Annotated in this window: 11 protein-coding genes; 4 read left to right on the top strand and 7 right to left on the bottom strand. The window is 64.8% G+C overall.

Translation table 11 applies throughout. The annotated features are described in order from the left end of the window. Positions 1–144 precede the first annotated feature (144 nt). The 6 genes from FV139_RS11945 to FV139_RS11920 form a co-directional block, all read right to left on the bottom strand. Positions 145–879 carry an MlaA family lipoprotein gene (locus FV139_RS11945; RefSeq protein WP_148068694.1) on the bottom strand — a complete coding sequence of 245 codons (735 nt, stop codon included), beginning with the start codon at positions 877–879 and terminating at the stop codon, positions 145–147. A gap of 46 nt (positions 880–925) precedes the next feature. Then, complete coding sequence (locus FV139_RS11940) at positions 926–1,696, bottom strand: HvfC family RiPP maturation protein (protein WP_235898638.1); 771 nt, start codon at positions 1,694–1,696, stop codon at positions 926–928. Continuing rightward, a complete protein-coding gene (locus FV139_RS11935) occupies positions 1,696–2,550 on the bottom strand; it encodes an HvfB family MNIO-type RiPP peptide maturase (RefSeq protein WP_148068693.1) in 855 nt (284 codons plus the stop codon). The genes FV139_RS11940 and FV139_RS11935 overlap by 1 nt, the downstream gene beginning before the upstream one ends. A gap of 22 nt (positions 2,551–2,572) precedes the next feature. Continuing rightward, positions 2,573–2,932: an HvfA family oxazolone/thioamide-modified RiPP metallophore gene (locus FV139_RS11930; RefSeq protein WP_148068692.1), complete on the bottom strand. Its 360-nt coding sequence runs from the start codon at positions 2,930–2,932 to the stop codon at positions 2,573–2,575. Positions 2,933–3,113: 181 nt separating this feature from the next. Beyond that, a complete protein-coding gene (gene hrpA, locus FV139_RS11925; protein ID WP_148068691.1) occupies positions 3,114–6,854 on the bottom strand; it encodes an ATP-dependent RNA helicase HrpA in 3,741 nt (1,246 codons plus the stop codon). Positions 6,855–6,870: 16 nt separating this feature from the next. Continuing rightward, entirely contained in the window at positions 6,871–8,562 is a 1,692-nt protein-coding gene (locus FV139_RS11920) for an AMP-binding protein (RefSeq protein WP_328592289.1), read from the bottom strand. An 83-nt stretch (positions 8,563–8,645) separates the two neighbouring features. Here FV139_RS11920 and FV139_RS11915 point away from each other — a divergent pair, with 83 nt between their 5' ends. Continuing rightward, positions 8,646–9,119, top strand: coding sequence for a MaoC family dehydratase (locus FV139_RS11915; protein ID WP_148068690.1), 474 nt, complete (start codon positions 8,646–8,648; stop codon positions 9,117–9,119). 48 nt (positions 9,120–9,167) lie between these two features. Here the strand turns inward: FV139_RS11915 and FV139_RS11910 are convergent, their stop codons facing one another. After that, entirely contained in the window at positions 9,168–9,698 is a 531-nt protein-coding gene (locus FV139_RS11910; RefSeq protein WP_148068689.1) for a hypothetical protein, read from the bottom strand. Positions 9,699–9,894: 196 nt separating this feature from the next. Between FV139_RS11910 and mnmC the strand changes: the two genes are divergently transcribed. The 3 genes from mnmC to FV139_RS11895 are packed head-to-tail and all read left to right on the top strand — an operon-like array spanning position 9,895 to position 15,702. Beyond that, positions 9,895–11,943, top strand: a complete 2,049-nt coding sequence (gene mnmC, locus FV139_RS11905) for a bifunctional tRNA (5-methylaminomethyl-2-thiouridine)(34)-methyltransferase MnmD/FAD-dependent 5-carboxymethylaminomethyl-2-thiouridine(34) oxidoreductase MnmC (protein ID WP_148068688.1) — start codon at positions 9,895–9,897, stop codon at positions 11,941–11,943. After that, the gene (locus FV139_RS11900; RefSeq protein ID WP_187276507.1) at positions 11,940–12,707 is read left to right on the top strand and encodes a glutaminyl-peptide cyclotransferase; all 768 of its coding nucleotides are present in this window, start codon (positions 11,940–11,942) and stop codon (positions 12,705–12,707) included. Before mnmC ends, FV139_RS11900 begins: the two co-directional genes overlap by 4 nt. Positions 12,708–12,759: 52 nt before the next feature. Continuing rightward, positions 12,760–15,702: an insulinase family protein gene (locus FV139_RS11895; RefSeq protein ID WP_148068686.1), complete on the top strand. Its 2,943-nt coding sequence runs from the start codon at positions 12,760–12,762 to the stop codon at positions 15,700–15,702. Positions 15,703–15,867: the final 165 nt, after the last annotated feature.

Here is a 15,867-nt window from a genome sequence, read left to right as displayed (position 1 = left end):
CATTGCTGGCCATCATCTCACTACGGACGGGTATTTGGCGCTGACACTACGCCCCTTGTACCCGGCAGGCAACCGCGACCGGGGGGCTTTGGGCAGGATTTCACACTATTGACACAATCGTGCCAAGTGCGGGGTTGCGGCTGCTCAGAACTCCTCCTCCCAGCCGTCTTCGGTACCGTAATTGGAGAAATCGTCCTGTATTCTGCCGTCATTCACCAGTACCTCACGCTGCTGCAGATATGCATCCCTGATGAAGATATAACGATCACCGGAGGTCAATTCATCCACATCCAGCAAACGGGCACGCGCATCGATCAGTTCGAGGCCGTACAGCGAGTTACGCAGGCGGACATTGTCGATATAGGTCTGGGGGATAGCGTACACATCAACGATGGACCCGGCACCGCTGCGCACGGTGCGCGGGCCAAACAGGGGCACCATGAGGTAGGGCCCCTCAGGCGCCCCCCACACCGCCAGGGTGTGGCCGAAGTCGGTGGGGTACGGGGTCAGGCCCATGCGGGTGGCCACATCGAAGAATCCAGCCACGCCAAAAGTGGAGTTGACCAGGAACCGCCCGGTGCCGCGGGCGGCGTTATTGAGGCGGCCCTGGAGCACTGCGTTGACTACCGAGTTGGCGTCGTAGAGGTTGGCAAAGAAATTGGTTACTCCGCGCTCGGCGAAGTCGGGCATGATGAAGCGATAGCTCTTGGCCACCGGCCGCATGAACCAGGTATCGAGGCCGTCATTGAAGGCGAACACCGCGCGATTGTAGTCTTCGAACGGGTCCTTGTTGGCATCGTCCTCAATAACCTGCTGGCCCCGGGCTGGTGCAGCCAGCAGGACCACGAACGTTAGCAGGAAAGGTAGCAAGCGATTCATACGAAGCCGTTCCAAATTCGGTGGCAGATGGTACGCCCCAGCCCGCCTAGGGGCAACCTTCATCAGAGGCAGGATCGAGGGGTTCCAGGGCGATGATGGCCCTGCGGGCGAACTGATTCAATTGCTCCGCCCCGAAACTGCGAATCACGTCCACTTCGGCGCCGAGCTCCCGGGCCAGTTGGTGGAGTACTTCGTCCCCGGATTGAGCGACGTTGTCCCGCAACAGCTCAGCCAGGCGCGCCGTTGCCGGATTCAATTCCATAAAACCCACGGTCTCCTCCCGGTCACGGTAGACCAGCAGGAAAGTGGGCTCGGAGACTTCCCGGGGGCGGAACGCCGGGCCGATCCGGTGTACGGGCCAGGCGTAACTCAATAGCCACGCGACCGGCGACCAGCGCGGGACGGCGTGCAATGGATCGAGGTCCCGGGGTAGCGCCGGTGGCTCGTCCTCGGAGACATCCAGCGCCAGCTCAACCCACTCGTAATGGGCCAGTTCGGCAATGAAGGGAGGGTCACACTCCCGGGGCGAGTAATCCTCGGTCAGGAAGCGGATAAACTCCTGGCTGATCTCGAGAAAATAGGGCGTGGCGCAACGGTGCACCGCCACGAAGGCACGCACCAGTTCCTGCCACTGCCCGGCGTCATAGAGGCTGCGCAGCACCGGGAAACCACTGCTGATGAAGCCCTCTATGTTGTTGTACACCAGTTCGCGGTACACCTTGAGCCGGCGCTCCTCTATCCCCTCCGGTGCATTTTCCGGCCGGGGGTCCCGCAGGTGGCGCGCCATGCCGAGCTGCGCGTCGAGCAGTGCAGACATCAGGCGCTCTCCCCCGTCGCCCGCTCCGGCGCCGCCAGTGCCTGGCGCCGGCGGACTTCGCCCACTTCCAGCAACAACTCGTCCAGGGGCGGGAGGTTGAAATCCCGTTCCAGCAGGGTCGGTACGGGGCCCAGTAAACCGTAGGCGTGGGACAACAGGGACCACACCGGGTCGATGACATCGGCGCCGTGGGTATCGACCTTGAGGTCGTCCGCCTCGTCAAAGTGCCCGGCCACATGGATGTAGCGCACCCTGGACAGGGGCAGGCCCTCGAGGAAGGCCGCGGGATCATAGCGATGGTTAATACTGTTCACGTAGATGTTGTTGACGTCCAGCAACAGTTCGGCACCGGAACGCTCGAGCACCTCGGTAACGAATTCCAGCTCGCTCATTTCCCGGTGGGCCTGGGCGTAATAGGACGCGTTCTCCAGCACCAGGGGCTGGCCGATCACCTCCTGGACCTGCTGGATGCGCTCCACCACGTGCGCCACCGCCTCCCGGGTGAACGGAATGGGCAGCAGGTCGTAGAGGTGGCCCTCGGCGGCGCAGTAGGTCAGGTGCTCGCTGTAAATCGACACACCCAGGTCATCCATCAGGGCGCGCACCGCGCGTACCAGGTCGAGGTCGAGGGGGTCAGGTCCGCCGATATCCAGCGACAGGCCATGCAGTACCAGGGGATAGCGGGCCGCCAGCTCGCGAAATTCGCGACCAAAGCGCCCCCCCACACCAATCCAGTTTTCCGGTGCGATCTCGAGAAAGTCGATTCCCGCGGGAGCTCGAGACAGAAGCGGGCCCAGCAGGGCCCGTCTCAAGCCGAGACCCGCGCCGCGGATCTCGCGTGTTGCCACCGACATTACTTGCCGCAAGAGCCTTCAGCTATTTTTTGTCACCGCAAGAGCCTTCGGCTTTCTTGTCGCCGCATTTGCCTTCGCCGCATTTACCTTCGGCTTTCTTGTCGCCGCACTTGCCTTCGCCGCATTTACCTTCGGCTTTTTTGTCGCCGCACTTGCCCTCACCGCATTTGCCTTCGCCGCACTTGCCTTCGGCTTTCTTGTCGCCGCACTTGCCTTCGCCACACTTGCCCTCTTCATGCTTGTCGTAGCTGGCCAGGTCGTACCCGCCTGAAAGCTGCTGGGCGGAGAAGGGGTTACTTTCAGCGGAGGCCATGGGGGCAATGGCACTGGCCAGGAAGGCGGCACCGAGCGCTGCGCTGAGGGGTTTCTTGAATTGAGCCATGATGAGTTCCCTGTGTCTGTTTTCTATAATCATTGTGAGCATAGCAAAACCCCACCGTCCGGGATCACACCCGGGTTCCATGCGGGGTATTTGCCTAAGCTCAGACACAGTATTGATGGTGAAGTTTCATCGCGCCCGAACACCGATTGGTAATATTTTACAATCTGTGAACCCGGTCTCGTCAGCGTGGGTGCTGCTCCAGCCACTGCTGAACGGCCTCCGCCTGAGCCTGCAGGCGCTTTTCCGACACCGGTAGCCGGGTCCCGAGCTGCTGGGCAAACAATGACACCCTGAATTCCTCGTGCATCCAGCGGTACTGCACCGCGGGTTCGCACAACAGCAGCAGGCCGGGATGTTCGGCCAGCGCCTCCGCCAGCGGTTGCCACAGGCCCTGCAGCAACGCGGTATTGCGCTGATCCTTGTCCAGCTGTCCGTTCAGGCGCTCCACGCGCTGCGCCAGCGCCTTCATATAGCGAGGGTACTGGGCGAGCCAGTTGCCGGGGGTGTCCCGCAGGAACCCGGGGGCCAGGAGAACCTGCAACTGCTGCTGGACGTCTTCCCGCGCTGCGGCAAATGCGCCCCCCTGCAACTTGCCCAGGGCCTGGCGGGCCGCCCCCAGGGGCGCCAGGGCATTGCGCACCAGCGCCTCCAGTTCATTGGCCGCCTTGACCACCGGCGGTCCTGCCCGCTGCTGCAGACCGTTGAAGTCTGCATCCGACCACGGCAGGGAGGCGTCCAGGCCCAGCGCCTGGACATAGGCGCCGTCAATCAGGTCATCCACCAGGCTCGCCCGCTCCAGGCCGGCTCCGGCCAGGGCCAGCTGGTCGGCGTTGGTGCGCAGCAGTTCCTTGCGCAGGAATTTCACCTGCTGGCGGTTCTGCAGGCGCAACAGGCGCAATACGCCCGCCCGGTGAGCGAGCCGGGCCTGCCCCGGGTAGTCCAGCAATTCCACGGCGGCATGCTCACCGTGATCCACCAGCGCCGGGTAGGACACGATTTCCACCCCGGCCTGGCGGAAGCGCCATTCCCGGGGCAACTGCCCCAGGTCCCAGCGGGTCACCTTGTCCCGGGCTGGAGAATTTTTACCGGCACTGCTGACACTTTCCCGGGTGTCCTCGCGAAATTGCGCCACCAGCGCCTGCAGATCGCGCCCCTGGGCCAGCAGCTTGCCGCGCTGGTCGACCACCCGGATGTTCATGCGGTAGAAGTCTTCCAGTTCGACCCCGTCCCAGGCCTCGGCAGCCAGCCTGACGCCCGCCAGACGGGACAGGGCCTTTGCCAGCTCCTGCACCAGGGGCCGGTCACCGGGCTTTAACTCCGCCAGCGCCCGATCCACGTAATCGGGCACCGGTACCAGTTGTTTGCGCTGGGCCTTGGGCAGGGATTTCACCAGCTGGATGCACTTGTCCCGCAGCAGCCCCGGTACCAGGTAGTCGAACCGGTGCCTCGGGATGCGGTTGAGCAGGCCCACCGGCACGGTCACCGTCACCCCGTCCGCCTCGCCGCCGGGCTCAAACTGGTAGCTCAGCCGCAGCTCAAGGTCATCCCATGCCAGATGGTCGGGGAACTGGTTACCCAGCTCGCCGGGATCCCTCGCCAGCAGCAGTTCCCGCGGTACTTCGAGGGTGGAGGCCGCCGCGCGATCCTTCTTCAGCCAGCCGTTCAGGTGCCGCAGGGTGATGATGTCCTCGGGCAGACGCTCGTCGTAGAAGGCGAAGAGGGTCTCCTCGTCAGCCACGATATCCCGGCGCCGGGTGCGCGATTCCAGGTCTTCCAGCTCCCGCAGCAGGCGCTGGTTGTGTTTCAGGAATGCCGGCGGCGGCTGCAGCTTGCCCGCTACCAGGCCCTCGCGAATCAGTAGTTCCCGGGCCTCCGGCGGATTGATCGGGCCGTAGTGAACGGAACGCTTGTCGGCCAGGGTCAGGCCGTACAGGGAAATGCGCTCATACGCCATCGCCCGCCCGCTCCGGGCCTGCCAGCGGGGCTGGTAGTAGTGGTGCTTCAGCAGGTCAGGGTTGATCTCCAGGGCCCACAGGGGGTCGATACCGCCGACCACCCGGGCAAACACGCTGGAAGTCTCCACGATTTCCGCGGCCACCAGCCACCTGGGTTTTTTCCGCGCCAGGGCGGAGCCGGGGAATATCTGCAGCTTGCGGTTGCGCGCCCCCAGGTACTCCCTCCCCTCCTGATGCTGGGCGATATTGCCCAGCAGGCCAGCCAGCAGGGCCTTGTGCACGCCGCTATAGTTTTCTTCGGGCGGCAGTTCCCGAGCCGGCCTGAGCCCCTGCTGGCGGCAGGCGATGGTGAGCTGGTAGTGGATATCCCGCCACTCACGCAACCGCAGAAAGGACAGGAACTCCCGCTGGCACAGCTTGCGCAACTGGTTCTGGCTCAGGCTCTGGCGCTGCTCCTCGTAGTAGCGCCACAGGTTCAGCCAGGCCATGAAATCCGATTTTTCGTGCTTGAAACGGGCGTGGGACTGGTCGGACTGCTGCTGCTTGTCTGCCGGCCGCTCCCGCGGGTCCTGGATCGACAGGGCGCTGGCGATCACCAGCATCTCCGCCAGGCAGTGTTGCTCGGCGGCCGCCAGGATCATCCGCCCCAGCCGGGGGTCCAGCGGCAGGCGACTCATCTGCCGGCCGATTGCGGTCAGTTTGCCGGCGGGCGACACCGCGCCCAGCTCTTCCAGCAGCTTGTATCCATCGCGCACCATGCGCGGATCAGGCGGGTCGATAAACGGGAAGTGCTTCAGCTCACCCAGGCGCAGGTTGAGCATCTGCAGAATCACGGCGGCGAGGTTGGTACGGCGAATCTCGGGGTCGGTAAACTCCGGGCGGCGCTCGAAGTCCTCCTCGCTGTACAGGCGGATACAGACCCCCGCCGCGACCCGACCGCAGCGCCCCTTGCGCTGGTTGGCACTGGCCTGGGAGATCGGCTCGATGGGCAGGCGCTGGACCTTGGTGCGGTAGCTGTAGCGGCTGATCCGGGCTTCGCCGGGGTCGATCACATAGCGAATACCCGGCACGGTTACCGAGGTTTCCGCGACGTTGGTGGCCAATACCACCCGCACCCCGCGGCGCCCGGACAGGTCGAACACCCGCTGCTGCTCCGCCTGGCTGAGGCGGGCATAGAGCGGCAGGATGTCCAGCTCGGTGTCCCGGCGCAACTGCTTGGCCAGCTCGCGGATATCCCGCTCGCCGGGCAGGAATACCAGCACATCGCCGCGCTCGCCGTAGTGGCCAGCGTCAATGTCCTGCACCACCTGCACCACCTGGGATTGCAGTCCCTGGTCGCGATCCTCGGCGGGGTCGATGTAGTGAGTCTCCACCGGGTAGGTGCGTCCGGAGACCTCGATCACCGGTGCGTTGTCGAAGTGCCGGGAGAAACTCTCCAGGTCGATGGTGGCCGAGGTAATAATGACCTTCAGGTCGGGCCGCTGTGGCAGGATGTTCTTCAGGTAGCCCAGCAGGAAATCGATATTGAGGCTGCGCTCGTGGGCCTCATCGATAATCAGGGTGTCGTACTGGCGCAGCAGGCGGTCGCGCTGGATCTCTGCCAGCAGGATGCCATCGGTCATCAGCTTGACCGCGCTGGCGTCGCTCACCTGGTCGGTAAAGCGCACCTGGTAGCCGACCACCTCACCGAGCGAAGTTTCCAGCTCTGCGGCAATGCGCTGGGCCACGGTGCGGGCCGCCAGCCGGCGCGGCTGGGTGTGCCCGATGCGCTGGCGGCGACCGCGCCCCAGTTCAAGGCAGATCTTCGGCAGCTGGGTGGTCTTGCCGGAGCCGGTTTCCCCGGCCACCACCACCACTTGGTGGTCGCGAATGGCCGCCATGATCTCCTCCCGCCGCTCTGCCACTGGCAGCTCTGCGGGGAAGCGGATGGGGGGAATCGTGCGCTGCTCTGTAACCGTCTCCTGCATACCGTGCTGCGAGCCTTCAGGCCTGTTCGTCGCGCAGCTCCCGACGCAGGATCTTGCCGACATTGGTCTTGGGCAGTTCGCTGCGGAACTCCACCAGCTTGGGTACCTTGTAGGCAGTCAGGCTGCGGCGGCAGAACTCGCGCACTTCCTCGGCGGTGAGGTTACCCGACTTGCTGACCACAAACATCTTGATCACTTCGCCGGCGGTGGCATCGGGTATGCCGACGGCAGCGCATTCCAGCACGTCCGGATGTTCGTAGAGCACGTCCTCCAGTTCGTTGGGGTACACGTTGAAGCCGGACACCACGATCATGTCCTTCTTGCGGTCGACGATCTGCAGGAAACCATCCTCGCGGATCTTGGCCACGTCGCCGGTTCGGAAGTAGCCCTCCGGGTCCATGACCTTGGCCGTTTCCTCCGGGCGCTGCCAGTAACCCTGCATCACCTGGGGGCCGCGCACCAGCAGTTCACCGGCCTCCTCGATGCCCAGGGAATTGCCCTCGTCATCGGCAATCTTCACTTCGGTGCCGGGTACCGGAATGCCGATGCTGCCAATGATGATCCAGTTTCCCGGGTTGGTGGAGACCACCGGCGAGGTCTCTGTCAGGCCATAACCTTCTGACACCGGGCAGCCGGTAATTTCCTGCCAGTGTTCGGCCGCAGCGTGGGTGAGCGCCATGCCGCCGGACAGGGTCAGCTTGAGGTTGGAGAAATCCAGCTTGCGGAAGTCCTCGTTATTGCACAGCCCCATGAACAGTGTGTTGAGGCCGCAGAAGATATCCGGCTTGTAATCCCGCAGGGTTTTCACCACCGAGCCCAGATCCCGCGGATTGGGGATGTAGATCATGTGGGAGCCCTTGAGCATGTTGTACAGCGACGTCATGAAGGCGTAGATGTGGTAGACCGGCAGCGGTTGCACGGTCACGTGAGCGTCGTCCCCCAGCGGATGGGTTTCCAGCAGGGCATCCACCTGCAGGGCGTTGGCCACCAGGTTGCCGTGGCTGAGCATGGCGCCCTTGGCCACGCCGGTAGTGCCGCCGGTGTACTGCAGCATGGCAAGCCCATCCCGCTCCAGCGGCACCGGGGAGAACGCCCGGCTGGCCCCTTCGTCCAGGGCCTTGTTGAGCGTGATCGCTCCCGGAATATCGAAGGGCGGCACCATTTTCTTGATGTGCTTGGCGACGTTGTTGATCACGAAACGCTTGAGCGGTGGATGCAGGTCGGCCAACTCGGTGACCAGGGTGTACTTCACACCGGTGCGCGCCAGCACATTGGCAGCGGTCTGGGCCACGTTGGCCTGCACTACCAGGGCCTTCACTCCCGCATCGTTGAACTGGTGCTCTATCTCGCGCTCGCTGTACAGGGGATTGGTATTGACGATCACGAGGCCGGCGCGCAGCGCGCCCAGCACCACCACCGGATACTGGATCAGGTTGGGCATCTGCACGGCGATGCGATCCCCCGGCTCGAGGTCGGTGAAATGCTGCACCCAGCTGGCAAAGGCTGCGGACAGGTGATCCAGGTCGGCGTAGCTCATGCTGTGACCCAGGCTGGAGAAGGCTGGCCGCTCGGCGAAGCTCGCAAAGCTGTGCTCGGCCATGCTCACCACATCGTTGTAGCGACTGACGTCAATACCGGGAGCTATGCCGAGTTCGGCGTCGAGTTTCGCGTACATCGCCGCCTGCGCTTCCAGAACCTGATCTGACATCGTTGTGGTACTCCCCTCGTGTAAATCTCGCCCCCACCGCGTCGGCCTGGGCTATGATGTGCCCCCTGTGACAGGAGGCAACAATGACAACTCGCAGTAATTTTACCTTCGACGAACTCACCGTCGGCCAGAGCGCCAGCTACCAGCGCCGTATCGACATGCAGCAGATCCGGCTGTTCGCCGCCGCCTGCGGCGATGTCAATCCGGTTCACCTGGACCCTGCCTTCGCCGCCACCACGGCCTTCGGCGAACCGATTGCCCACGGCATGCTTACCGGCGCCGTGGTATCGGCGGCCATTGCCATGGAACTGCCGGGACCGGGCACGATTTACCTGGGGCAGTCCCTGCGCTTTCGCGCCCCTGTAAAAGCAGGTGACACCCTCACTGTGGAACTCACAGTGAGCGAAAAACGCGAGCGACGACAGTGGGTCAGCCTGGACTGTACCGTGCGCAACCAGCACGACAAGGTGGTGGCCAGCGGCACCGCCGAAGTCATGGCGCCGACCGAGAAAACCGAGATCAGCCTGCCCCCCGAGCCGCAATTCACGGCCGACTGACCGCAGCCCGACTGAGCGCAGCCCGACTGAGCGCAGCCCGACTGAAACTCAGGCCGGGTCCTGGTCCTCGCCGGCGTCAGCGCCGGCCTCGGCCACCTGGGGCCGCGGCTCGCCGAACTGGCTGTGATCCAGGTACATCAGCTTGAGCATGACCGAGGGCTGGCCGGAGCCGGCATCGGCACCGAGCACCAGCACGCTGGGTTTGCCCTCTTCGTAAGTCACCCCGGTCACCCCGAATATCATCACATTGGGGTCGTCTTCCTGGGTAAATACCGTGATGTTTTTTTCCTGCCGCAGGGCGTCGGTCATCTGCGCCAGCAGCACGGTGAGTGAGTCGCGGAAACTGCCAAAGTTCAGTTTACCGCGGTACTCGCTGTGGTCCAGCGCCAGGTCAAAGCGGACCAGCGACTTGTCCTCCATCTGGACATTGGTCAGCGCAACCTGCTTACCCTCGGCAACCTCGCGGTAAATACTCTTGGCCTGGGTGCGATTGGCCTCGAGAAAGACCTTGTGCAACAGGTTTACGGACATCGTCAGGAATTGTTCCCGCGGGATGGACTGGGATTGTTCTCGCGCCATGGTGAGTCTCGCGTCGGTGCAAATCGGTGGTCATAAAGGGCCGCAAGTCTAATACCTGGGCCGGGCAAAAACCAGCGGCCTCGCTGTTGCCGGGCCGGGCCCTCTGCTATTATCGCCTGCCCTTTTTGCGGCCGAGATAGCGAGCTTCAGCAGCGCCGCGGTGCCCTGGACACGCCGCCTGCCGAACTGACCCCACATGCAGCGCGACAACCAACCCTGGCAAGCCATGCCTCCACCGCGCCTGCAGTGGAGCGATGCCGGCGTGCCGGGATCCAGCGAATTTGGCGATATCTACTTCTCCCGGGACGACGGCCTCGCCGAGAGCCGCTACGTCTTCCTCGAAGGCAACGGCCTGCCCCAACGCTGGGCGAATCACCCCCACGACGAATTTGTGATCGGCGAGACCGGTTTTGGCACCGGGCTCAATTTCCTGCTGACCTGGCAGGCCTGGGCCGCACTGCCACAACCCCGGCCCCGCCTGCATTATGTGTCGGTGGAACAGTTCCCCCTGCGACGGGCAGACCTGGAGCGCGCACTGGCCGCCTGGCCGGCCCTGGCCACGTTCGCGGCGGAACTGGTGGACCAGTATCCACCGCCGATCCCCGGCTGCCACCGACTGCTGCTGGCCGGCGGTGCGATCACCCTGGACCTGTGGTGGGCGGAGGCCGAGGATGCCCTGGCCGACCTGGACGACCACGGCCGCCGCTGGGTGGACGCCTGGTACCTTGACGGCTTCGCCCCGGCGCGCAACGCCGCCATGTGGACCGATAGCCTGCTGGGAAGGATTGGCGCACTCAGCAGGGCGGGAGCCACCGTGGCGACCTTTACCGCTGCCGGCGCCGTGCGCCGGGCCCTGCAGGCCGCCGGTTTCAGCATGCGCAAGGGGCCGGGGTTCGGCCGCAAGCGGGAGCGCCTGCTGGGTACCCACGCCGGCACTGTGCCAGTGGAAGGGGCCACTGCAGACACGACTCCCCCCGCCAGCCGGCCACTGCCAGCCGGCACTCCCTGGGACATTCCCGCCCGGAGCACACCGGCGCCGCGCAGCGCCCTGGTGATCGGCGCCGGACTCGCCGGCTGCGCCACTGCCGCCGCCCTGGCCCGCCGTGGCCTGCAGGTCAGCCTGCTGGAGGCCGGCGCTCTCGCGGATGCGGCGTCTGGCAATGCCCAGGGCGTGCTCTACACCCGCCTGTCCCGGCGGCACTCGGCACTGAGCGACTTCGCCCTGCTCAGTTTCGCCCATGCCAGCCGCGGCTATCGCGCCATGCTGGCCAGTGGCCAGATTCGCGCCGGGGTCGACGGCGACCTCTGCGGCTGCTTCCACCAACATCGCGATACGGAGGAACTCGCCGTGCTGGCCGAACGCCTGGCGGATATCCCGGAGCTGGCGTCAGTGCTGGATCCCGAGACAGCGAATGCGCGACTCGGCATTACCCAGACCCGCGCCGGTTACTGGTTTCCCGACTCGGGCTGGCTGTCTCCGCCCGCCCTTTGCCGGGCCTGGAGCGCAGCTGCGGGCATTACCCTGAGCGACCACTGTGGAGCCCTGCAACTGCGGCGGGAGGGGGAGTCCTGGCAGGCACTGAATGCCAGCGGTGAGGTGGTGGCGCAAGCGGATTGCGCGGTGATCGCCTGCGGCACTGCCAGCGGCGGCATCGCTGGCCTGGACTGGTTGCCGCTGCAGCCCATTCGCGGCCAGACCACCCACCTCCCCGCCGGCCGGCCCTTCAACCAGCTGCGGGCAGCGCTCTGCCATGAAGGCTATATTGCCCCGGCGCCTGGAGAGCACTGCATTGGCGCCACCTTCAACCTGGGTGAGGACACCTCACTGCAGCGGCCAGAGGATCACCGCTACAACCTGGACAAACTGGCCGCCGCAGTACCGGACTGGGCGAACGCCCTGGCTACCTGCGAACCGGACTCCCTCGATGGGCGCGTGGGTTTCCGCTGCACCACCCCGGACTACCTGCCGCTGGCGGGCCCGGTGCCCGATACCCCCGCCCTGCTGGAAGCCTTCGCCGGACTGCGCCAGAATGCCCGCAAAGCCATTGCCAGCCCCGGACACTACATGCCAGGACTCTACCTCAACACCGGTCACGGATCCCGCGGCCTCAGTTCAGCGCCGCTGTGCGCCGAACTCATTGCCAGCCAGGCCTGCAGCGAGGCCCCGCCGCTGCCGCGCTACCTGGCCCGCGCACTGGCGCCGGCCCGCTTCCTGATCCGGGACCTGGGCCGCAAGCGCCGGTGAGTCGCCTGCTCCTGCTGTTGACCCTGGCGCTGACGCCTGCGATCGTCGTCGCCCAGACGGTGCTGGACTACCGGGTACTCGAGCGTAAACCCCATTCCCGGGACAATTTTGTCCAGGGGCTGCAGATTGTCGACGGTGACCTCTGGGAGAGCACGGGCGGCTATGGTGAGTCCCGACTGCTGCGCTACGACTTCGCCACGGGCAAGCTGAGGGACGGCCGGCGTCTCAATCCGCGGCTGTGGGGCGAAGGCCTGGTCGTGGTGGAGGACCGGATTTTCCAGCTTACCTGGCGGGCCAGGGCCATGCTGGTCTACCGGCGGGACAGCCTGGAGGTGGAGCAGGTGCTGCGCCTGCCGGGTGAGGGCTGGGGGATCACCTGGAACGGTACCCAGCTGATCCAGTCAGACGGCAGCGACAAGCTGTTTTTCATGAACCGGGAAGATGCCAGGATCACCCGCACCCTGGCGGTCACTGCGGACGGCACGCCGGTCTACCAGCTCAACGAGCTGGAGTGGATCGACGGCCGCATCTGGGCCAACGTGTGGAAGACCGACGACATTGTTATCATTGATCCTGACACCGGCAAGGTTGAGTCGCGTCTTGACCTCACCGGCCTGCTGCCTGACAGTGACAGACTGCGCGGCACCGACGTTCTCAACGGCATCGCCCACAACCCCGCCGACGGCGCTATCTGGGTCACCGGAAAGCGCTGGCCCTGGTTGTTCCGGATCGAGCCCTTTGAGCGCGCCGACACCGCTCACTGAATCCGTTAGCTATCGCCAACCGGCGCACGATACGCGCCCTGCTGGAACCTATATGAGCACAAGCCCCCAGGCCCTCTCAACAGAAACCCACCCCGCCTTCGAAGCCCTGCGCCAGGTAGAGATCGACTCGCTCAACCTGCGGGTGGAAGAGTACCGTCACCGCGCCACCGGCGCCGTGCACTACCACCTGGCCGCCGACAATGCCGAGAACGTATTCCTGGTGGCCCTGCGCACGGTCCCCTCGGACTCTACCGGTGTAGCCCACATTCTCGAGCACACCGCCCTGTGCGGTTCCGAGCGCTACCCCGTGCGCGACCCCTTCTTCATGATGCTGCGGCGCTCCCTGAATACCTTCATGAACGCCTTCACCAGTTCCGACTGGACCGCCTATCCCTTCGCCAGCCAGAACCGCAAGGACTTCAACAACCTGCTGGATGTGTACCTGGACGCGGTGTTCTTCTCCAAGCTGGAGGAACTGGACTTTGCCCAGGAGGGTCACCGGGTCGAATTCGAGGAGGCTCACGACAGCAGCAGCCCGCTGGTCTTCAAGGGCGTGGTGTTCAACGAAATGAAGGGCGCGATGAGCTCCGTCAGCAGCACCCTGTGGCAGAATCTCTGTGAACACCTGTTCCCCACGGTAACCTACCACTACAACAGCGGTGGCGACCCGGAACACATTCCCGACCTGACCTACGAGCAGCTCCGGACCTTCTACAAAAGCCACTATCACCCCAGCAACGCCATTTTCATGACCTTTGGCGACATCGCCGCCAATGAGCACCAGGCGGTATTCGAACAGAAGGCCCTGGCGCACTTCGAACGCCAGGACCTGCGCATCGAGGTCCCGCCAGAGCAGTCCCTGCCACAGCCCCTGCGCATCAACCGGCCCTACGCCTTCGACGACAGCGGCCCCAGCGACAACAAGACCCACGTGGTTGTCGGCTGGGTCCTGGGCGAGAGCACCGACCTGCTGCAGATGCTGCGGGCACAGCTGCTGGCCAGCGTATTGATCGACAACAGTGCGTCGCCGCTGATGCACGCCCTGGAAACCACCGACCTGGGCCAGGCGCCCTCCCCCCTCTGCGGGCTGGAGGACTCCATGCGCCAGATGGTGTTCTGCTGCGGGCTGGAAGGCAGTGAAGCCGATCGCGCCGACGCGGTGGAAGCCCTGGTCCTGGAGGTCATCGGCAAGCTGGCGGATGAAGGCGTCGCCCACGAACAACTGGAAGCCGTCCTGCACCAGCTGGAACTGCACCAGCGGGAAATCAGCGGCGACTCCTACCCCTATGGCCTGCAACTCATCCTGCAGGCCCTGGGCTGCGCCACCCACTACGCCGACCCCATTGGCGTGCTGGACCTCGACCCGGTTATCGCGCAACTGCGACAGGACATCGAGAACCCGGAATTCATTCGCCAACTGGCCCGGGATCTGCTGCTCGACAACCCCCATCGCGTCACCCTGGTCATGCACCCAGACAAGGAACTGTCGGAGCGACGCGCCAGCGCCGAAGCGGAGCGGCTGGCGAAAATCAAGGCGGGGATGGAACCCGCCGACATGGAGCGCGTGATCCAGCGCGCCGAGGCGCTGGAACAGCGCCAGTTACAGGTGGACGACCCCAACGTATTGCCGCGGGTGGAGCGCAGCGACATTCCTGCCTCACTGCCGGAACTGGAATACAGCGAGCGCAACGCCGGATCGATGCGCCAGACCTGCTATACCCAGGGTACCAACGGCCTGGTGTACCAGCAGGTCATTTCGTCCCTGCCGGCGCTGGCAGACGAGCAGTTACCCCTGCTGCCTCTGTACACCAACATCCTCACCGAACTGGGCGTGGGCGGCGACAGCTACCTGGCCACCCAGCACCGGCATTCCGCTACCGTCGGCGCACTGAATGCCTTCACCTCCATGCGCGGGCACGTGGATAACGAACAACACCTGGACGGCAACTTCGTGCTGTCCTCCAAGGCGCTGGCGCGCAACGGCGCTGCCCAGACCCAACTCATGCTGGACACCCTGGCCTCGCCGGGCTTTGGCGAACACGGGCGGATACGCGAACTGATCAGCCAGCAACGGGCCCGCCGCGAACAGGCAGTTACCGGCAACGGCCACGGCCTCGCCATGGCCGCCGCCTGTGCCGGCATGAGCCCGCTGGCCCGGCTCAATCACAAACTCTCGGGCCTCTCCGGCATCAAGTCCCTGCGGGAACTGGACCAGAGCCTGCAGGTGCCGGACGCACTGGCGGCCTTCGCCGACGATCTGGCACAACTGCACAACCAGATCACCGGCATGCCCCGGCAATTGCTGTGCATCGCCGATGAACCCCACATCGAGAACTTTGCCCAAACCACCCTGGACGCCTGGAGTGCCGCCCCGGCCGCCACGGCGGGTAAACCCTTCCACCTGCCCCCGCTCCGCGAAACGGTCAAACAGCTGTGGGTGGCCAATACCCAGGTGAATTTCTGCGCCCGGGCCTACCCCACGGTACCGGTAGGCCACCCGGACGCGGCGGCGCTGGTGGTACTGGGCGGGTTCCTGCGCAACGGCTTCCTGCACCGCGCCATCCGCGAAAAAGGCGGCGCCTACGGCGGCGGCGCCACCCAGGACAGCGGCATCGCGGCCTTCCGCTTCTACTCCTACCGCGACCCGCGCCTGGCCGGCACACTGGACGATTTCGACGCGTCTATAGCCTGGCTGCTGGAGACTGCCCACGAGTCCCGCGCCCTGGAAGAGGCGATTCTCGGCGTGATCGGCAGCATGGATAAACCGAGCTCACCGGCCGGGGAAGCGAAGCAGCACTTCCACAACCGCATGTTCGGTCGTGACCACGACCAGCGCGTGATCTTCCGCCAGCGAATCCTCGATGTGTCGCTGGATGATCTGCGGCGGGTGGCGGAAAGCTACCTCAGGCCGGAACTGGCCAGTACGGCGGTGATTACCAGTGGCGCGCAGGCGGATGCGGGTGCCGAACTGGGGCTGGAGAAGTTGGTGCTGTAATAGACTTCCGGCTGTATCCGGAGTGTTTTGGAGTATTGAACCCGCGCCTGCGGGGTCCGGAGCCCTTCCGGGACTCGCCGTGAACCCATATATGGTCTCCTCCCCCGATGCAAGGCTGGAACTCGGTGTCAGGGACAGGTTGCTGCCATATATCCGGCCTGTTTG

This window comes from Parahaliea maris (assembly GCF_008064665.1).
GTDB classification, from domain to species: Bacteria; Pseudomonadota; Gammaproteobacteria; order Pseudomonadales; family Halieaceae; genus Parahaliea; species Parahaliea maris.
This window is presented reverse-complemented; position numbering and strand designations above follow the sequence as displayed.